Annotated in this window: 19 protein-coding genes; 13 read left to right on the forward strand and 6 right to left on the reverse strand. The window is 69.9% G+C overall.

From position 1 onward, the window contains the following. Window positions 1-11: 11 nt before the first annotated feature. Window positions 12-2,288, forward strand: a complete 2,277-nt coding sequence (locus ACIBH1_RS37455) for a DPP IV N-terminal domain-containing protein (protein WP_397318777.1) — start codon at window positions 12-14, stop codon at window positions 2,286-2,288. Window positions 2,289-2,326: 38 nt separating this feature from the next. Here ACIBH1_RS37455 and ACIBH1_RS37460 read toward each other — a convergent pair whose 3' ends face one another. Continuing rightward, on the reverse strand, window positions 2,327-3,220 hold the full coding sequence (locus tag ACIBH1_RS37460; RefSeq protein WP_397318778.1) for a LysR family transcriptional regulator: 894 nt from the start codon (window positions 3,218-3,220) through the stop codon (window positions 2,327-2,329). Between the two features lie 170 nt (window positions 3,221-3,390). On the opposite strand from ACIBH1_RS37460, the gene ACIBH1_RS37465 reads away from it, so the two are divergent. The 3 genes from ACIBH1_RS37465 to ACIBH1_RS37475 all read left to right on the forward strand — a co-directional run bounded on the left by ACIBH1_RS37465 (window position 3,391) and on the right by ACIBH1_RS37475 (window position 5,611). Then, window positions 3,391-3,951: a cysteine hydrolase family protein gene (locus tag ACIBH1_RS37465; RefSeq protein WP_397318779.1), complete on the forward strand. Its 561-nt coding sequence runs from the start codon at window positions 3,391-3,393 to the stop codon at window positions 3,949-3,951. 77 nt (window positions 3,952-4,028) lie between these two features. Beyond that, window positions 4,029-5,246 carry an MFS transporter gene (locus tag ACIBH1_RS37470; RefSeq protein WP_397318780.1) on the forward strand — a complete coding sequence of 406 codons (1,218 nt, stop codon included), beginning with the start codon at window positions 4,029-4,031 and terminating at the stop codon, window positions 5,244-5,246. A 182-nt stretch (window positions 5,247-5,428) separates the two neighbouring features. Then, window positions 5,429-5,611, forward strand: a complete 183-nt coding sequence (locus ACIBH1_RS37475; protein ID WP_397318782.1) for a hypothetical protein — start codon at window positions 5,429-5,431, stop codon at window positions 5,609-5,611. Between the two features lie 54 nt (window positions 5,612-5,665). Here the strand turns inward: ACIBH1_RS37475 and ACIBH1_RS37480 are convergent, their stop codons facing one another. After that, window positions 5,666-6,277, reverse strand: coding sequence for an NADPH-dependent FMN reductase (locus ACIBH1_RS37480; protein WP_397318783.1), 612 nt, complete (start codon window positions 6,275-6,277; stop codon window positions 5,666-5,668). Window positions 6,278-6,382: 105 nt separating this feature from the next. Here ACIBH1_RS37480 and ACIBH1_RS37485 point away from each other — a divergent pair, with 105 nt between their 5' ends. Further along, window positions 6,383-7,027, forward strand: a complete 645-nt coding sequence (locus ACIBH1_RS37485) for a TetR/AcrR family transcriptional regulator (protein ID WP_397318784.1) — start codon at window positions 6,383-6,385, stop codon at window positions 7,025-7,027. A 20-nt stretch (window positions 7,028-7,047) separates the two neighbouring features. Here ACIBH1_RS37485 and ACIBH1_RS37490 read toward each other — a convergent pair whose 3' ends face one another. Continuing rightward, window positions 7,048-8,088 carry a LacI family DNA-binding transcriptional regulator gene (locus ACIBH1_RS37490; protein ID WP_397318785.1) on the reverse strand — a complete coding sequence of 347 codons (1,041 nt, stop codon included), beginning with the start codon at window positions 8,086-8,088 and terminating at the stop codon, window positions 7,048-7,050. A 230-nt stretch (window positions 8,089-8,318) separates the two neighbouring features. On the opposite strand from ACIBH1_RS37490, the gene ACIBH1_RS37495 reads away from it, so the two are divergent. The 4 genes from ACIBH1_RS37495 to ACIBH1_RS37510 are packed head-to-tail and all read left to right on the forward strand — an operon-like array spanning window position 8,319 to window position 13,905. Then, a complete protein-coding gene (locus ACIBH1_RS37495) occupies window positions 8,319-9,641 on the forward strand; it encodes an ABC transporter substrate-binding protein (protein ID WP_397318786.1) in 1,323 nt (440 codons plus the stop codon). Beyond that, window positions 9,638-10,549, forward strand: a complete 912-nt coding sequence (locus tag ACIBH1_RS37500) for a carbohydrate ABC transporter permease (protein WP_397318787.1) — start codon at window positions 9,638-9,640, stop codon at window positions 10,547-10,549. The genes ACIBH1_RS37495 and ACIBH1_RS37500 overlap by 4 nt, the downstream gene beginning before the upstream one ends. Then, complete coding sequence (locus ACIBH1_RS37505) at window positions 10,546-11,373, forward strand: carbohydrate ABC transporter permease (protein ID WP_397318788.1); 828 nt, start codon at window positions 10,546-10,548, stop codon at window positions 11,371-11,373. Before ACIBH1_RS37500 ends, ACIBH1_RS37505 begins: the two co-directional genes overlap by 4 nt. Before the next feature lie 3 nt (window positions 11,374-11,376). Further along, window positions 11,377-13,905 (forward strand): family 78 glycoside hydrolase catalytic domain, encoded by a 2,529-nt coding sequence (locus ACIBH1_RS37510; RefSeq protein WP_397318789.1) that lies wholly within the window; start codon window positions 11,377-11,379, stop codon window positions 13,903-13,905. Window positions 13,906-13,932: 27 nt separating this feature from the next. Here ACIBH1_RS37510 and ACIBH1_RS37515 read toward each other — a convergent pair whose 3' ends face one another. Further along, window positions 13,933-14,526, reverse strand: a complete 594-nt coding sequence (locus ACIBH1_RS37515) for a TetR/AcrR family transcriptional regulator (RefSeq protein ID WP_397318790.1) — start codon at window positions 14,524-14,526, stop codon at window positions 13,933-13,935. An 84-nt stretch (window positions 14,527-14,610) separates the two neighbouring features. Between ACIBH1_RS37515 and ACIBH1_RS37520 the strand changes: the two genes are divergently transcribed. From ACIBH1_RS37520 to ACIBH1_RS37535, 4 genes are all read left to right on the forward strand, one after another. Next, window positions 14,611-15,345 (forward strand): SDR family NAD(P)-dependent oxidoreductase, encoded by a 735-nt coding sequence (locus ACIBH1_RS37520; protein ID WP_397318791.1) that lies wholly within the window; start codon window positions 14,611-14,613, stop codon window positions 15,343-15,345. Then, entirely contained in the window at window positions 15,345-15,656 is a 312-nt protein-coding gene (locus tag ACIBH1_RS37525) for a DMT family transporter (protein ID WP_397318792.1), read from the forward strand. The genes ACIBH1_RS37520 and ACIBH1_RS37525 overlap by 1 nt, the downstream gene beginning before the upstream one ends. Window positions 15,657-15,722: 66 nt before the next feature. Next, window positions 15,723-17,252 carry an MFS transporter gene (locus ACIBH1_RS37530; protein WP_397318793.1) on the forward strand — a complete coding sequence of 510 codons (1,530 nt, stop codon included), beginning with the start codon at window positions 15,723-15,725 and terminating at the stop codon, window positions 17,250-17,252. A gap of 37 nt (window positions 17,253-17,289) precedes the next feature. Beyond that, complete coding sequence (locus ACIBH1_RS37535) at window positions 17,290-17,877, forward strand: TetR/AcrR family transcriptional regulator (RefSeq protein ID WP_397318794.1); 588 nt, start codon at window positions 17,290-17,292, stop codon at window positions 17,875-17,877. 19 nt (window positions 17,878-17,896) lie between these two features. On the opposite strand, the gene ACIBH1_RS37540 is transcribed toward ACIBH1_RS37535, so the two are convergent. Together ACIBH1_RS37540 and ACIBH1_RS37545 are read right to left on the reverse strand one after the other, a co-directional pair. Next, on the reverse strand, window positions 17,897-18,055 hold the full coding sequence (locus ACIBH1_RS37540) for a hypothetical protein (RefSeq protein ID WP_397318795.1): 159 nt from the start codon (window positions 18,053-18,055) through the stop codon (window positions 17,897-17,899). 18 nt (window positions 18,056-18,073) lie between these two features. After that, the gene (locus tag ACIBH1_RS37545; RefSeq protein ID WP_397318796.1) at window positions 18,074-18,643 is read right to left on the reverse strand and encodes a dihydrofolate reductase family protein; all 570 of its coding nucleotides are present in this window, start codon (window positions 18,641-18,643) and stop codon (window positions 18,074-18,076) included. Window positions 18,644-18,717 lie beyond the last annotated feature (74 nt).

Genomic DNA, 18,717 nt, shown 5'->3' on the forward strand with positions numbered 1-18,717 from the left:
GAGAGGAAACAATGAGCACGACAGAGAACTACCAGGCCGCGGAACTCCTGCTCCGCCGGCCCGCCCGCCCCGGCGAGCTCGTCGTCGGCGACAGGGTCACGCCCCAGTGGCTCGACGGCGGAACCCGCTTCTGGTACGGGACGAGCACCGGCGCGGGCAAACGATTCGTCCTTGTCGATCCGGCCGCGGGAACCCGCGAGCCGGCCTTCGACCACGCCCGGCTCGCCACCGCGCTCAGCGCCGCCTCCGGACAACCGATCGACCCCGAGGCCTTACCCTTCGCGGCCTTCCTGCCTGCCGGAAACGCCGTGGAGTTCTTCGCGGCGGGCGGGTTCTGGCGCTGCCGTCTCGACGACTACACGTGCGAGCCGGCCGAGTTCACACCTCCGGGCAATCCGCTGGCGGTGCCGTCGCCGGACAAGAAGTTCGCCGTGTCGCGGCGCGGGCACGACCTGTGGGCCCACTCGCTCACCGACGGCCGGGAGTGGGCGCTGACCACCGACGGCGAGCCCGCCTACCAGTACGGCTCCAGCCCGGAGAGCATGGGCAACGGCACCCTGCTGCGTAAGTTCGGCCTGCCCCACCTTCCACCCGCCGTGGCCTGGTCACCGGACTCGACGAAGGTGCTGACGCATCGAACCGATGAGCGCCGTGTACGGCTGACGCACCTGCTGGAAGCCAGGCCCGCCGACGGCGGCGCGCCGCAGCTCCACGCCCAGCGGTACGCCTACACGGGGGACGAGCACGTGCCGCAGGCCGAGCTGGTGGTGGTCGACGTCGCCGCGGGCACCGTGGTGCGCGCGCAGGCCGAGCCGCTCCTGACGCCGACGATGTCACCGGTCATGGGCAGGTGGGCATGGTGGGCGGACGACGGATCGGCGGTGTACTACCTCAGCCAGCCTCGCGACCGGCGCACCCTCACCCTGCACCGCCTCGACCCGGCCACAGGTCAGGTCAGCGTCGTGGTCAGCGAGTCCGGCGACACCCGGGTGGAGCCCAACCAGTGGCTGTACGAACCCCCGATCGTGCGGGTGCTGGCGGACGAGGTGCTGTGGTTCTCGCAGCGTGACGGCTGGGGTCATCTCTACCGGTACGGCCTGCGTACCGGCGAGCTGCTCGGCCAGGTCACCTCGGGCAACTGGGCCGTGCGGCAGATCCTGCACGTCGACGAGGCCGAGCGGATGGTCTACTTCACCGCCACCGGGCTGATCGACGCCGACCCGTACCGGCGCACGGTCTGCCGGGCGGGCCTGGACGGTACCGGGTTCGCCCGGCTGACCGGCGACGATCTCGACCACACGGTCACCGTGCCGGAGAACCCGTCGTTCTTCGTCGACTCCGCGTCCACCGTGGACACCCCGCCGGTGACCACGGTCCGCGACTGGTCGGGGCAGGTGCTCGTGGAGGTGGAGCGCGCCGACATCGGCAAGCTCACCGCCACCGGCTGGACGGCGCCGGAACGGTTCCGCGTCAAGGCGGCCGACGGCGTGACCGACGTCTACGGCGTCCTGTACCGGCCACGCGGGTTCGATCCGGACAAGAGGTACCCGGTGGTGGACAACCTCTATCCCGGCCCGCAGGTCACCCGGACCACTCCGGGCTTCGACCCGGGCGGGATGGGCATGGACGCCGAACCCCTCGCGGCGCTGGGCTTCGTGGTCGTCGCGGTGGACGGGCGAGGCACCCCGGGACGCAGCAAGGCCTTCCACGACGCCTCCGACGGCCGGCTCGCGGACGCGGGCGGCCTGGCCGACCACGTCGCGGCGCTGCGGCAGCTGGCCGAGACCCGGCCGTGGATCGACCTGGACCGGGTGGGCGCCTTCGGCCACTCGGGCGGCGGGTTCGCCACCGTACGGGCGATGCTCGACTTCCCGGAGACCTACAAGGTCGGCGTCGCGCTGTCGGGCTCACACGAGGCCCGCTACTTCAACCTGGACTTCGTGGAAGCCTACGACGGCGCGGACAATCCGGAGGCGTGGGCCCGGACTTCCAACGTGGACATCGCGGACCGCCTGGCGGGCAGGCTGCTGCTCATCCACGGCGAGATGGACGATCGAGTCCACCCGGATCAGACGCTGCGGCTGGCCGACCGGCTCATCGCCGCCGGGAAGGATTTCGAGCTGTTCATCGTGCCAGGGGCCGAGCACGCGTTCATCGACTGCCTGGCCTACGTCCGTACACGAGGGTGGGACTTCCTGGTGCGTGAGCTGATGGGCACGCAGCCACCCGCCTACCGCCCCGCACCCATCGCCATCGACCCCGAACTGCTGAGCGACATGTTCTCCTGACCGCCACCGTTGCCACGCCGAGCTCGGCGTGGCAACCCTCATAGGACGTGGGTGCCGAGATCGCGGAAGACCCGCGCCAGGGCGTGGACGTACCGGTTGTCCCCGTCGGTGCGCCAGATGAGCCCCCACCGGAATGCGGGAGCGTCATGAATGGGCAGGTAGACGACGTCCGGCCGCTGAAAGTAGCGGCTCGCGTGAGCGCCGATGGGGTGGATCATCTGGCCGGTGGCGACCAGCCGTTGGATCTGCTCGTAGTTGGCGACGTGGATGCGGTTGTCGACGGGCCGGCCACTGCCGGTGGTGAACGGGTTGAAGGCGTCCTCCCAGTAGTCGGGCAGGTACGGCAGGGCGGTGGCCACGGGATGATCGTCGCCGAAGACCTCCATCGATACCGTGCCGCGCTCGGCCAGCGGATGATCGACGGCCACGGTCAGGACCCGCGGCTCGGTGTAGACGACCGGACCGACGGTGAGGTCGGGCTCCTCGACCGGTAACCAGGCGATCAGCGCGCCGATCTCGCCGTCGCGTAAGGACTTGAACGGCTCGACGAAGCCGCTGTGCCCGAGTTGGAGCCGGCATTCGGGGTGGCGGGCACGAAAAGCCTCCCAGGCCGGGCGCAGGTCGTGGGCGATGTCGGGGATCATGCCGACGCGAAGCGTGGCGGTGACGCCCTGGGCGGCCATCCGTGCCCGTTGCAGGCTCCGGCGCAGTTCGCGGTAGACCGGTTCCAGGTCGGCGCGCAGCAGTGTGCCCAGCGGGGTGAGTGTGACAGCGCGACTGGAGCGCTCGAACAGGGCGCCGCCGATCCGGCGCTCCTGTTGCTTGATGGCCTGACTGACCCGCGCGGGCGTGACGTGCAGCCGTGCTGCCGTGCGGCCGAAGTGCAGCTCTTCGGCCAGGGTCAGGAAGATTTCGATGTCGCGCAGTTCCATGAGCGGCTTTCGGTGATCGTCGGGCTGGAGACTGCAGCTAACGACGTAACGATCTTGCTCGTGCGTGACATCGACCGGCGATCGTTTGTGTGCCGCATAGGCTACCCACTCACCGCACTAGATCGACGACAACCAGCGCCCCCGGCGCGCCGTACAGACAAGGAAACCATATGACCACCACCGCACTCATCGTCGGCGACCTGCAGGCGGGCATCGTGGACAACTACCCCTTCGCCGCCGAGGTGCTCCCTGTCGTCGAGAAGGTCATCCCCGCGGCCAGAGCCTCCGGAATCCCCGTGATCTTCATCCGTTTCGGGCTGCGGTCCTCAGGCCTCGATGTGGCGGCGGGAAACCAGTTGATCAGTGGCCTGCACGGTGCGGGGACCCTGTTTCACGAAGAATCCCCCGAGACGTTGGTGCACCCGCGCATCGCGCCGTTGCCGGGCGAGGCCGTCGTCCTCAAGCGCCGCGCCAGCGCCTTCTCGGCGACCGACCTCGATCGGCTCCTGCGCGCCCAGCACATCGACTCGATCGTGCTGACCGGCGTCGCGACGGGGGCGATGGTCGCCGCCACCCTCTACGACGCCTCCGACCGCGACTACCACGTGACCGTCCTCAGCGACGCCTGCGCCGACGGGGAAGCGGACGTGCACGACTTCCTGATCAACCGCGTCTTCCCGTCCAGGGGCGCTGACGTCCTCACGGGCCAGGAGTGGATCGCCCGCCTGTGACCAGCTGTCAACCAGGTCTTGAGACCTAGGACCACCGGCCGATGCCGTTCCCGAGAGCGGCTGGCAACACTGATCACATGTCCTCCCCCTCCCTCACGAGCACGGCCGGCGTGCGCCCGTTCCTGGTGGGAATGTTCGTCGACGCCCTCGGCAACGGGCTCTACGTCCCCCTGACCCTGCTGTTCATCCACGAGGTGACCCGCCTGCCCATGACGACCGTCGGGCTCGGGGTCACCGTGGCGGCGATCGTGGGGCTGGCGGCCAACCCGGTGGCCGGGGTCCTCATCGACAGGTTCGACGCGCGCCGCGTGCTGATGGCCACCTACCTGCTGCGAGCGGTGGCCTTCGCCGCCTATCCGCTCGTGGACGGTTTCGGAGCCCTGATCGTCGTCGCCGCCCTGGTCGCGGTCGGCGACCGCGCCTACTACCCCGCCTCGGGCAGCTACATCTCGGCCCTGGCCGAGGGCGCGCTCAGGGACCGGCTGTACACGCTCATGGCCACCGCCAGGAACGTCGCCTTCGGCCTGGGCGGCCTGCTGTCGGCGGGCGTGGTCTCCCTCGCCGGCGTCACGGGGTTCGCGGTGGTCGCGCTGATGAACGCGGCGAGCTTCGTCCTGGCCACCGTATGCCTGGCACTGTCGGGGCGAGGCGCCCCGGCCCCGCCACCCCGAAGCCACGGAGGCTACCGGCAGGTCTTCGCCGACCGGCCCTTCGTCGCACTGGTGGCGGTGGAACAGGCCTTCACCCTGGTCCACCTCATCCTCCCGGTCGCCCTGCCCGTGTACGCGGTGACCGTGCTCGGCGTCTCGCCCGCGCTGCTGGGCGTCCTCTACGCGATCAACACCACCCTCGTCGCCGCCGGCCAGCTCCTGGTACGGCGCTGGCAACGTCACTCCCGCCGCACCCACGCCATGGCACTGAGCGGCCTGATCATGATGCTGGCCTGCGCTGCCTACGCCGCGACCGCGCTGCTCCCCGCCGGCCCCGCCCGCATCGGCGGACTCCTGGCGGCCACGCTCATCCTCACCCTCGGCGAGCTCATGCACACCGTGCCCAGCTGGGCGATCGCGGCCGGCACCGCACCGCCCGCCCTGCGGGGCCGCTACCTCGCGATCTATCAGCAGACCTGGGCGATCGCGGCGGTCATGGCACCCGCCGGATTCTCCGCACTCCTCAGTACAGCACCGCCGCTACTGTGGCTGACGCTGGCAGCACTGGTCGGCCTGGCCGGCCTCGTGCTGCTCCGGCTGGCCCGCCGGCTGCCACCCGACGCCGTGGCCCCACCCCAAGCATGAGACCGCCCTACCACTCCGCTCCTCGGGAAGTCCCGGGTGCGCTTGGATATAGGCCACGCGGACGCGGCGTCGAACGTGAGGAGCGGCGATGGACCCGACAGCAGTCGAACGGCTGCGGGCGAACGCGTCCCGCGAGAACTACGCGTCCATGGCCCAGCTGGCACGGGCACCGCGGTGACTCGATGCTCACGGTCCTGTACGAGGAACATCTCGCCCACCTCCACTCGCTGGAGGAGGAGTGGAACAGCCCATGGAACCTGGGCGCGGGCTCAGTCGCCTGGGACGAGGTCGAGCAGGCGCGCGAGTCCCTGGAGCTGGTCGTGGAACTGCAACGGCAGGCGGCCGGCGCCGGGACGTCCGGCTAGGAGCGCCCCTCGCAGACCCCGGTCAGGTACGGCCCGGCAGCCGGTGGCGCTTGCTCACGCCGCCACCGGCTGACCGGCGCTCTCCCGCAGCGGCTTGAGTGCCCGGGACCAGGCGACGAGTTCGTCGAGCAGCTCGTTCAGGGTCGGCTCCTGGTGCGGGCCGGGGGCGATGGTGCCGGGCTCGGCCGGGTCGGTGATCTCGAAGTCGGCGAAGGCCGACAGCGCGACCTGGGTGCGGACGTTGGCCACCTGGAGCTCGGTCATGACCTGCCGCAGGTGTTCCACGGCGCGCACGCCGCCGTGGACGCCGTGGCTGACGAAACCGGCCGCCTTGTTGTTCCACTCGGCGAACACGAAGTCGATGGCGTTCTTCAACGCGGCCGGGGCCGAGTGGTTGTACTCGGGGGTGACGAAGACGAACCCGTCGAACGAGGCGATCGTCTGGGCCCACTGGTGGGTGTGGGCGTGGTGGTAATCGCCGAACAGCGCGGGCACGGGCTCGTCAAGGACCGACAGCCCGTATTCGGCCAGGTCCACGACCTCGAACGCCGCCTCCCCCGCGGCGACGGCGGGGTGACGGCCGGCGACCTCGGCGACCCAGCGGGCCGCGACCGCGGTGCGGCGACGGGGGCGGGTGCTGCCGATGACAATGGCGATCCTGATCATGTTTCTCACTCCTCAATGCGGACCTCGGTGGCCCGGCATGAGGTAAAGTACAACGTGCATGGCAAAAAGTAAAACGATGACTGTAAAACGTACCGAAGGAACGAGATGACCAGGCAGAACACCACAAAGCCGAGCCCTCGCGGCGGGTCGGCCGGCAAGCGGCAGGCGATCCTGGACGGAGCCCTGACGGTGTTCGCCCGCGACGGCTTCACGCGCGCCAGCATCGACGCGATCTCGGCGGAAGCCGGAGCCTCCACGCGCACCATCTACAACCACTTCACCGACAAGGCCGCGTTGTTCCTGGCCGTGATTCAGGAGAGCGCCACCAGGGCGGCCGACGTGCAGATCGCCATCATCGACCGCCACCTGCGCAAGGTCACCGACGTGGAGGCCGACCTCGTCGAGTTCGGGCTGGACTGGGTGACGCCGAGACCCGACAGCGCCGCCCACTTCTCCCTGGTCGGACAGATCAACGCCGAAGCGGGCCACATCCCGCAGGAGGCGATCGACGCCTGGCAGCAGACCGGGCCGCGCCGAGTCCGCCGGGAACTGGGCGCTCACCTGCGAAAACTGAGCGACCGGGGGTTGCTGGAGATCGAGGACGCCGACCGTGCGGCCCTCCACCTGTTGTTGTTGATCTCAGCCGGGCTGCCGGCGCACCAGGCTTCTCCGCCGGTCGACGAGCTCACCGAGACGGTCACCGCGGGCGTCCGCACCTTCCTGCACGGCCACGTCCGCCGAGACCGATAGATGAACCGTCGGAGGAGGGGCTATGGACCTTCCGGCGGCGCGGTGGAGCGACGGGACACGAGGGTCGGGGTGACCGAGAAGCGCACCGCGACGGTTCGGCCGGCGATGCGTTCGAGCAGCAGGCGGCCGGCGGTCTGCCCCATGATGGCGCCGTCCTGGTCGACGCTGGTCAGCGCGACGTGGGCGAGTCCGGCCATGCGGGCGTTGTCGTAGCCCGCCACCGAGATGTCGCCGGGCACGTTCAGGCCCGCCTCGTGGACGGCCGCGAGGGCGCCGAAGGCCGCCTGATCGGCGCCGGCGAAGACGGCGGTGGGACGGGGATCGCGGGCGAGCAGCTCGCGCGTGCCCTCGTAGCCGCCCTCTTCCGTGTATGCGGTGGCGGCGATGGCGATGTGGTCGGACAGGCCGTGCTCGGTCATCACCCGCTCATAGGTCGTGGCCCTGATGGTGTGCAGCAGGGCGGCGGAGCGGTGCCCGACGGCGTCCTTCTGGGTGATGTGCGCGATGCGCCGATGGCCGAGGGCGATGAGGTGTTCGACCATCAGCTGGGCGCCGACCTCGTCGTCGTCGAGGACGCAGTCGTACAGCGCCGATCGGTCGTGGCGGCCGAGCACGACGAGGGGGATGTCCTTGGCGAGCTTCTCCAGCTGCTCCCTGGGGCAGACGGGTGCGACCCAGAAGACGCCGTCCACCTGCCGGTCCACCAGCGCGTCGCTGGCCCGGCGCTCCGCCTCGGGGTCGTTGCCGCCGCTCTGGACCATGATCGCTTGATAGCCGCTGACGGAGATCTCCCCGGTCAGGCCGTCGAGGATGTCGGCGAAGAAGGGGTTGCGGATGTGCGGCAGCAGCACGCCGATCGTGAAGGTGCGCCCGCGCATGGCCCGGGCGGCGTTGTGGGGGCGGTAGCCGAGTTCGTCGATGGCGGCGCGCACCTTTTCCCGCATCGCCTCGCTGACGCCGTAGGCGTTCTGCAGCACCTTCGACACGGCGGTGGTGGAAACGCGGGCGTGCTCGGCCACGTCGGTGATGGTCACCCTGCGCTGCCGTTCCCCTGCGACCATGCGCCGCCTTCCGTCCGCTCGCCCTCGCCCGATTGTACGGCTTGAGCCCTGCCCTCAGGACGAGGAACGTTCCCCATCCCATTGATCTCCCAAGACCGCAGACCCCGACCAGCCCAGGACACGATTGGGGAACGTTCCCCACGCTCTCCCTTGACGCCCCAATAGAGGGCGCTTACGTTAACCCGCATCGGGGGGCGCTTAAATCGTTTCAACGAACCCGGAGGGGCGTTGTGAAGACCTCGCACCGCGTGACGGGAGCGGCCCTGGCCGTTTTCGCGATGGCGGCTCTGGCCTCGTGCGGCTCGGGCGAAGGCCCGGAAACCGGAGCCGGGACCGGAACCGCCGGCGAACCGGTCACCTTGAAGTTCCTCATCGACAACAGCCAGGCCACCGTGGACACCGCCAAGGCGCTCACGGACGCCTTCATGAAGACCGATCCCACCATCAAGATCGAGACCGAGACGCGGCCCGGTGGCAGCGAGGGCGACAACATCATCAAGACCCGGCTGTCCACGGGCGACATGTCGGATGTGTTCTGGTACAACTCCGGCTCGCTGCTGCAGGCGCTCAACCCGTCCCAGACCATGGTGGACCTCACCGGCGACCCGGTGCTGGCCAACGTGCAGAAGGATTTCCTGCCCGTGGTCAGCCAGGACGGCAAGGTGTTCGGCGTCCCCGGCGGCACCGCCATGGGCGGCGGCATCCTCTACAACCGGAAGGTCTACGAACAGCTCAAGCTGGAGGTGCCGAAGACCTGGGCCGATTTCATGGCCAACAACGACAAGATCAAGGCGGCCGGCGTCGCCCCGGTGATCGGGACCTACAAGGACACCTGGACCTCGCAGCTCTTCGTCCTCGGCGACTACTACAACGTCCAGGCGGCGGTGCCGACCTTCGCGCAGGACTACACGGCCAACAAGGTCAAGTTCGCCGGCACCCCCGCCGCCCAGGCCGGATTCGACCACCTGGCCGAGGTGCACGCCAAGGGACATCTCCAGGAGGGCTTCGGCTCGGCCACCGCCGACCAGGGCATGAAACTGCTGGCCGAGGGCAAGGCCGCGCACTACCCGATGCTCAGCGCCCAGCTCCCGCCGTTCGTGGCCACCATGCCCCAGGCGGCAACCGACGTCGGCTTCTTCGGCATCCCCGGCACCGACGCCGCCAAGAACGGCGCCACGATCTGGGAACCTGCCGGCATCTACATCCCGAAGACGACGAAGAACCTGGAAGCGGCCAAGAAGTTCCTCGCTTTCGTCGCCTCACCGGCCGGCGCCGACGCGGTCAACCAGGCCGTACCGCCCGCCGGGCCGTACCGCATCACCGGAGCCAAGCTGCCCGACGACGCCATCCAGGCGGCCAAGGACCTCCAGGTGTACGTGGACGAGGGCCGCACCGCGCCCGCCCTGGAGTTCGTCTCCCCGGTCAAGGGCCCGTCGCTGGAGCAGATCACCGTGGCCGTCGGTTCCGGCCTGACGCCGGCCGCCGAGGGCGCGGCCCAGTACGACAAGGACGTGGAGAAGCAGGCCAAGCAGTTGGGGCTCGCAGGGTGGTGACGAGGCACGTCGCCGGGCCCCGCAAAGGGCCCGGCGAGGCTCCGGGACACCCGCGCAGGTCGGCCTACCCCTACGCGCTGTACCTGCCGGCCGGGATCGTCTTCCTGGTCATCTTCCTCGTGCCGACCGTGATGGCGTTCTACTTCGCTCTCACCCGCTGGACCCTGTTCGACAGCGAGTTCGTCGGCCTGGACAACTTCCGCGACTTCCTGGCCGAGCAGAACCTGCGCATCGGCTTCCAGAACACGATCATCTACGCGGTCGTCACGTCGGGCCTGAAGGTCGTGCTCGGCCTGCTGCTCGGCGTGCTGCTGACCAGCAGGCTGCGGCTGCGCGGCTTCCTGCGCTCGGTCGTCTTCTTCCCGACGCTGGTCTCCACGGTCGCGGTCGGCATCACCTTCGCCATGCTGCTCAAGCCGCAGACCGGCCTGGTCAACCAGGCACTGGCCCTGGTGGGCGTCGACGGCCGTGACTGGCTCGGCGACGCCACCACCGCGCTGCTGTCGGTGGCGCTGGTGGACGTGTGGAAGGGCGTCGGCCTGGCCACCGTGATCTACATCGCCGGCATCATGTCCATCCCGACCGAGTACTACCAGGCCGTCGCGGTGGACGGTGGCGGCGCCTGGCACCGCTTCCGGCATGTGACGCTGCCGCTGAGCTGGCCCGCCACCTACTCGGTGATCATCCTGTCGTTCATCGGCGGCCTGCGCTCGTTCGATCTCATCTGGGCGATGACCCGCGGCGGCCCCGGCTTCACCAGCGACACCATCGCCTCGATCATCTACAAGCAGTACCAGTCCGGCTTCTTCGGCCTGTCCACGGCCGGGAACGTGATCCTCTTCCTCCTCGTCACGGCCATCGCCGTGCCGCTCAACTACTACCTCGGCAAGAGGCAGGTGGCCGCATGAGAGCAGCCCGCAGGCTGAGCGTGGAAGCGGTCGCCCTGGTGCTGGCCACCGCGATCTTCCTGGTGCCGTTCGCGCTCATGCTGCTGACCGCCGTCAAGGACCCGCGGCAGGCCATCGATCTCGACTTCGCCTGGCCCACCAGCTGGCCGGTCGTGGAGAACTTCATGGCCGTCATCGAGGCGCGCGACTACGTGCTCCTGCGCGCCTACGTCAACAGCACGATCATCACCGTCGCCTCCGTGGCGCTGCTGGTCGTCTTCGCCGCCATGGCCGCGTTCGTCCTGCAGCGCCGTCCCGGCAAGGTCGCCAAGGCCGCCGACTTCCTGGTGCTGTCAGGGCTGATCATCCCGCCCGCGGTGGTGCCGACCATCTGGCTGCTGCAGGCACTCGGGCTGTTCAAGACGCTGCCCGGGATGATCCTGGCCGAGGTCGCCTTCAACCTGTCGTTCGCGATGCTGCTGTTCCGCGCGTTCATCGCGGCCATCCCGCGCGAGATGGACGAGGCCGCCCAGATCGACGGCTGCGGCGGCATGCGGCTGTTCTTCCGGGTGATCTTCCCGCTGCTGCGGCCGGTGACCATCACGGTCATCCTGGTCAGCTCGGTCAACATCTTCAACGACTTCGTCAACCCGCTCTACCTGCTGCCCGGCGACGAGAACGCCACCGTGCAGGTCACGCTCTACAACTTCCAGAGCCAGTACAACACCCAGTGGAACCTGCTGTTCATGGACATCGTCCTGATCACGATCCCGCCGCTGATCCTCTTCGTCTTCTTCAACCGCAAGATCGTCGCCGGGATGACCGCCGGCGCCATCAAGGGATGAGCCTTGCACGTCACCTTCGAACACCACCTTGACCCCCTCGGCATCGGCGAACCCACCCCGCGCCTGTCCTGGCAGCCCGGCACCGAGCAGCACGGCTACGAGATCGAACTCACCGACGGCACCACCACCGGCCGCGTCGAGTCGCGCGAATCCGTCCTCGTTCCCTGGCCGGGCACGCCACTGACTTCTCGAGTACGGCAAGGCGTGCGCGTACGCGTGCACGGCGCCGACGGCTCGGTCAGCGACTGGAGCCCCTGGGCCCACGTGGAAGCCGGGCTCCTGGACCCCTCCGACTGGCAGGCCTCGGCCGCCGCGCCGCCGCTGGAACTGCTCGGCGTCCCCGACGGCCCCGCGCTGCTGCTGCGCCGCGACTTCACCCTGCGCGGCCCCATCGCCAAGGCCCGCCTGTACGTCACCGCGCACGGCGTCTTCGAGGCGGAGCTCAACGGCCAGGTCGTCGGCGACGACGTGCTCGCCCCCGGATGGACCAGCTACGGGCACCGCCTTCGCTACCGCACCCACGACGTCACCGCGTTGCTGAGCGAGGGCGCCAACACCATCGGCGCCACCCTCGCCGATGGCTGGTATCGCGGCCGTATCGGCTTCAGCGGCGGCAAGACCGACATCTACGGCGACCGCACCGCCCTCATCGCCCAGCTGGAGATCACCTACGCGGACGGCGGCACCGATCTGGTCGTCACCGACGAGCACTGGCGTTGCGCCGCCGGCCCGATCACCTCAGCCAGCCTGTACGACGGGGAGAAGCACGACGCCCGCCTGCACCCTGACGGCTGGTCGCAGCCGGGCTTCGACGACTCCGCGTGGCCGGCCGCCGATGTGCTCACCCACGACCCGGCACGGCTGGTCGCGCCGACCGGTCCGCCCGTGCGCCGCACCCAGACCCTGAGCCCGGCCCAGGTGCTGACGGGCCCGTCCGGCGAGACCATCCTCGATTTCGGCCAGAACCTCGTCGGCCGGCTGCGCGTCCGCGTGCAGGGCCCGGAGGGGCACACGGTCACCTTGCGCCACGCCGAGGTGCTGGAGAACGGCGCCCTGGCCATCCGCCCGCTGCGCGCCGCCGCCGCCCTCGACCAGTACACGTTGCGAGGCGACGCCGAGCAGGAGACCTACGAACCGCGCTTCACCACGCACGGCTTCCGCTACGCCTCGGTGGAAGGCCTCGAACCCGAGCACGTCGAAGCCGTGGTCCTGCATACCGACATGAAGCGCACCGGCTGGTTCGAGTGCTCAGAACCCCTGCTCGACCGCCTCCACGAGAACGTCGTGTGGAGCATGCGCGGCAACTTCGTCGACCTGCCCACCGACTGCCCCCAACGCGACGAGCGGCTCGGCTGGACCGGCGACCTCCAGGTCTTCGCCCCCGCCGCCGCCTTCCTCTACGACTGCGCGGGACCGCTGTCGTCGTGGCTGGCCGACCTCGCCGCCGAGCAGACCGCGATGGGGACGGTCCCGCACTACGTGCCGTGGGTGCCGCTGGTGTTCGACGCCTCCCCCACCGCAGCCTGGGGCGACGCCGCCGTGCTCGTCCCCTGGACGCTGTACGAGCGCACCGGCGACCTCGGCCTGCTGCGCAAGCAGTACGGCAGCATGACCGCGTGGGTCGACCAGATCGCCGCGCTCACCGGCGACGGCCATCTGTGGGACCAGGGCTTCCAGTTCGGCGACTGGCTCGACCCCGCCGCTCCCCCTGACGCGCCCGGCAAGGCCCGCACCGACCACGCGCTCGTCGCCACCGCCTACCACGCCTGGACCGCCCGCGTCGTGGCCACGACGGCGGCCCTGCTCGGCCGTGCCGACGACGCCGCCCGCTACGCCGACCTGGACGCGCGGGTGCGTACGGCGTTCCGCCGCGAGTTCGTCACCCCCTCGGGACGGCTGGCCTGCGACACCCAGACCGCCTACGCCCTGGCCCTGACCGTCGACCTCCTGGACAGCCCCGAGCAGCGCGAACGTGCCGGACGCCGGCTGGTCGAGCTGGTCGCCGCCGACGACCACCGCATCGGCACCGGCTTCGTCGGCACGCCGCTCATCTGCGACGCGCTGTGCTCGGTGGGCGCCTACGACACCGCCTACCGGCTGCTGACCCAGCGCGCGTGCCCGTCGTGGCTGTACCCGGTCACGATGGGCGCCACCACCATCTGGGAACGCTGGGACAGCCTGCTGCCCGACGGCTCCGTCAACCCGGGAGAGATGACCTCGTTCAACCACTACGCGCTCGGTGCCGTCGCCGACTGGATGCACCGCACTGTCGCCGGCCTGGCTCCGGCCGAGCCCGGCTACCGCAAGCTCCTGGTCCGCCCGCGCCCCGGCGGCGGCCTCACCCACGCCCGCGCCACCCACCACACTCCGTACGGCGAAGCCGAGGTGGCCTGGCGCATCGAGGACGAGCGGCTGACGGTCACCGTGCGCGTCCCGCCGAACACCACCGCCCTCATCGACCTGCCCGGGCCACCCACCTCCGAGGTCGGCCCCGGCCGGCACGTCTTCCACTGCGCCTTCCCGCCGCGCTGATCGGAGGTGACGCCCGCGGACGGGGGTCTACGGCTGAGCGTGAGGTGAGCCCGGACTCCTCGCCCGATCCTTGTGGTCGAGCCCGGCCAGGAGCACATCGAGCCCCGCCTTGACCTCGGACGCCTCTCGCCCCCGATGGATCACCAGGTTGGCCGCGAGTGGCGCGAGCAGGGCGTCGGCCAGGAACGCCGCGTCGGCCGGGTGGCCGAGCCGGTCGATCAGCATGGCCAGATGCTGGTGGTAGGCCTGGTAGGCGCCGCCGAAGCGGGCGAACTCCCCGGCCGTCTCGGCCATCAGCAGCAGGTCGAGCTGGGCGAAGGTGCGATCGGTGAGCGCGTGCAGGAACGCGCGCACCCGCTCGGCGGGCGGCGCGCCGGGACCGAGCGGCGGGGGTCCGGAGAGGAAGGCCTGCTGAAACCGGCGCTCCTTCTCGTCGATGAGCGCGTAGGCCAGCCCCGACCTGTCGCCGAATCGGCGATACAGGGTGCCGACGCCGACGCCGGAGGCGGCCGCGACGTCGGCCATCGCCAGCGCGCCGATGCCCCGGGTGGCGACGATCTCGGCCGCCGCGGCGAGGATCTTCGCCCTGTTCCGGGCGGCGTCAGCCCGTTCCTGTGCCACGTGGTCACTGTATCGGCCTTGCTAAGGGGAACGGGTTCCGCTTACGCTTCCAAGCGGAACCTATTCCGTTTATTGGAGGGCAACATGCTGAACGGCAAGGTCGCACTCGTCACCGGCGGCAGCAGGGGCATAGGCGCCGCCATCACTCAGGGCCTGGCCGAGGCGGGCGCCGATGTGGCCATCACCTACGCCACCGCCGCCGCCCGGGCCGAGGAGGTGCTCGCGCGGATCGAGGCGACCGGCCGCCGCGGGCTGGCCATGGCCGCCGACGCCGCCGACGCGGAGGAACTGCGGGCAGCCGTCGCCCGCACCGTCGCGATGCTCGGCCGCCTCGACATCCTGGTGAACAACGCCGGAATCGCCCCCTATGGCCCGCTTGCCAAGGTCTCCCCGGAGGCGGTGGACCACACGCTTGCCGTACACGCGAGAGCGGCGTTCGTCACCGCCCAGGCGGCCGCCACGCATATGGCCGACGGCGGACGGATCATCAACATCGGCAGCAGCCTCGCCGAACGCGTGCCGTACCCCGGATGGACCCTGTACTCCATGAGCAAATCCGCTCTGATCGGCCTGACCAAGGGTCTGGCCCGCGACCTGGGCCCCCGCCACATCACGGCCAACCTCGTCCACCCCGGCTCGACCGACACCGAGATGAACCCCGCCGACGGCCCCGACGCCGACGGCGAGCGCTCCTACACCGCCCTGGGCCGCTACTGCACGCCCGCGGACATCGCCGCCACCGTGGTGCACCTGGCCGGACCGGCCGGGCGCAACATCACCGGCGCGGCGATCACGGTGGACGCGGGGACGACGGCCTGATGGCCTGGCTGTGGCTCCTGGGCGCCGCCGCCCTGGAGGTCGTATGGGCGATCGCCCTGGAGCGTTCGCAGGCGTTCACCCGCCCGTGGCCGGCCGCGATCGCGATCTCCTCGGCGGCGGCGAGCTTCGTGATGTTGTCGATGGCGCTGAAGGACCTGCCGGTGGGCACGGCCTACGCGGTGTGGGTCGGGCTGGGCAGCGTGGGGGTGGCCGTCGCTGGGATCGTGCTGCTGGGGGAGGCGTCCTCTCCGGTACGGCTGGCATGTCTGGCGCTGATCGTCGTCGGCGTCATCGGCTTGAAGGTCACCTGAGCTCCATATAGTTGGACCATAGTTCTACTTGTACTATGGTCCAACTATCTTCCGAAGGAGCCTGACATGACAAAGACCGAAACCCGGCGAGCCGGTCCACGGCAATGGGCCGGCCTGGGATTGCTGGCGCTGCCCACCGTGCTGCTGGGAATCGACGTCACCGCCTTGTACCTGGTGATGCCGAGCATGACCGCCGACCTCGGCCCGTCCGCGACGCAGACGTTGTGGATCATGGATGCCTACGGGTTCTTCATCGCCGGATTCCTCATCACCATGGGTTCCCTGGGCGATCGCATCGGTCGGCGCCGCCTGCTGCTGATCGGTGTGACGGCGTTCGCCGCCGTGTCGGTGTTCGCCGCCTTCGCTCCCAGCGCCGAGCTGCTGATCCTGGCACGCGCCCTGCTGGGGATCGCGGGGGCGACGCTGATGCCGTCCACGCTGTCGCTGATCTCGAACATGTTCGTCGACGTGCGTCAACGTGCGATGGCGATCGGGGTGTGGGCCACGATGTTCGCCCTCGGCATGGCGGCCGGCCCCGTGGTCGGAGGAGCGCTGGTCGACGCGTTCTGGTGGGGCGCGGCGTTCCTGATCGCGATCCCCATCGCGATCAGCGTCCTGGCCGGCGCGAAGGCCCTGCTGCCCGAGTACGCCGACCCCCAGGCCGGGCAGCTGGACCTGGTCAGTGTCACCCTGTCCCTGGCGGCGATACTGCCGACCGTCTACGCCGTCAAGCACGCGTCCGCACATGGCGTGGACGCCGGCACGGCGATCCTCCTCGCCTTCGGCGCGGTCGCGGGGGTGATGTTCGTGCGCCGGCAACGACGGCTGACCTCCCCGTTGCTGGACGTCTCCCTGTTCACCGACCGGACCTTCTCCGCGGCACTGGTCGTCCTGCTGATCGGGCTCGCCGGTGTCGGCGGCACCATGTACCTGGTCACCCAGTACCTCCAGCTCGTCGAAGGCCTCAGCCCGTTCACCGCGGGACTGTGGATGGGTCCACCGGCCCTGGCCATGCTCGCCGCCGCCATCGGCGCACCGCTGATCGCCCGCAGGGTCCGCCCAGGCTTGATCATGGGGACCACGCTCGCCCTCTCGGTGATCGGGTACGCGCTACTGGCGACCGCCGACATCGGCGACGCCGTACCCGTGGTGGCCGGGTTCGCGTTCGTCTACCTCGGCCTCGGGGCGATCGCCGCGCTGGGCACCGACATGGTCGTCGGCGCCGCACCCGCGGCGAAGTCCGGCTCGGCCTCCGCGATGTCGGAGACCGTTCAGGAGCTCGGCATCGCCGTCGGCGTGGCCCTGCTGGGCAGCCTGACCACCGCCCTCTACACCGCGCACATGACGGCACCCGTCGGGCTCCCGCCCGAGGACGCCGCAAGGGTCACCGACAGCCCCTCCGGGACGCTCTCGACCGCGGACCGGGTGCCCGGCGAAATCGTGCGGGCCGCACAGGAGGCGTTCACGACCGGGATCAACATCGCCTCCGCCGTAGCAGGCAGCGCCATCGTCGCCGCGACCGTGCTGTGCCTGGTGGCGCTACGACACGTCCGGCCGCTCGGCGAGGACCAGGACGTCGCAGCCGATCCCCGGTGACGAACTCACCTATGCTCGACCATGGACAAGGGGGAGCATGAGCGATGGCAAGGGACAGCCCGTCGATGGGCGACGGGCCAGGGGCGACAAACGCCGAGCGGAGATCATCGAGGCCACCCTCGCCGTGGTGACCCGCGACGGCGCCGCCGGCGTCACCCACCGCACCGTCGCCAAGCAGGCCGGCATCACCGTCAGCCTGAGCACCTACTACTTCGCCACCCTCGACGACCTCCTCGTCGCCGCCCTGTCCAGCGTCGCCGACACCTACACCGCCCGCATCCGCCAGATCATCGACGAACCCGGCGACAAGCTGCACAGCCTCGCCGAACTCATCGTCGAATCGGGCGGCCCCGGCCGCGAACGCGCCCTGGCCGAACGCGAGCTGTCCACCCTCGCCGCCCGCAGACCCGCCCTGGCCCCGGTCGCCCGGCAGTGGCGAGAGAACATCGCCGAACTCGCCGCGACCCTCACCAGCGACGAGCCGTCCATCGCCGCCCTCGTCGCCGCCTCCGACGGCCTGTGCACCGCCATCCTCATCGACAACATTCCCGCCGATACCGACCATGTTCAGCGCGTGCTCGCCCGAGCCCTCGGAGCCCCTCGCGAGCAATCCACATCACGATGAACGTGGACAACCGCCTCGATCAGTACCCGCCGCGGCGGGGGGCGGCGGTCGGGCGACGGGAGAGATTGGCCTGGCCCGTGGGCTTGAGGTCGCGCGCCGGCTGGTCGCGCCGGTGCGGCGAGCCGGTCTGGTGCTCGCCCTTGGCCTGGGTGATCGCGGCGGGGAGTTTGATGCGCATGCGTGCTCCTCTGGGGTTCTAGGCCTTGGTGAGCCAGGCGATCTGGGCGCCGTTGTCGAAGGACTCGCGCCGGGAGGTGGTGAACAAGGTGGGGCGGAACTGCCCGGAGAACACGGGGATGCCCGTTCCCGCCACCACGGGGTAGCTCTTGAGGATGATCTCGTCGATCTCCGGGAGCAGGGAGGCGGCGAGCCTGCCGCCTCCGCAGAGGTAGATGTCCATGCCGGTGTCCTCGTCCTTCAGCCGCCGGACGAGCTCGATCGGATCGCCCGCCTCCACCCGCACCGTGGGGTCGTCGATCGTCGACGTGCCGGAGACGACGTATTGGCGCAGGTGTGAGTACGGGCTGGTGACGGAAGCGCCCGCGGCCTCGTAGGTGCCGCGGCCCATCACCACGGTGTCGAAGACCCTGTTGGGCGCTCCCTCGAGGCCGACGTACTTCTGGATATGGGTGGGGACCGTCTCGGGGTAGCGCTCGTTGACCCAGGCGGTCATCTGGTCCGACAGCGGGTAGAAGTCGAACTCGGCGTTGGGGCCGGCGATGTAGCCGTCGAGCGATACGCCGATGTAGTAGACGAGCTTTCGCATTTGAACTCCCGATGTAGCACTCTGTTTGGAGTGGTCTGAACGTAGTACTACACGTGGAGTGGTGTCAAGTGCAC

Origin of the sequence: Nonomuraea sp. NPDC050663 (assembly GCF_044456985.1) — a bacterium.
Lineage (GTDB): Bacteria > Actinomycetota > Actinomycetes > Streptosporangiales > Streptosporangiaceae > Nonomuraea.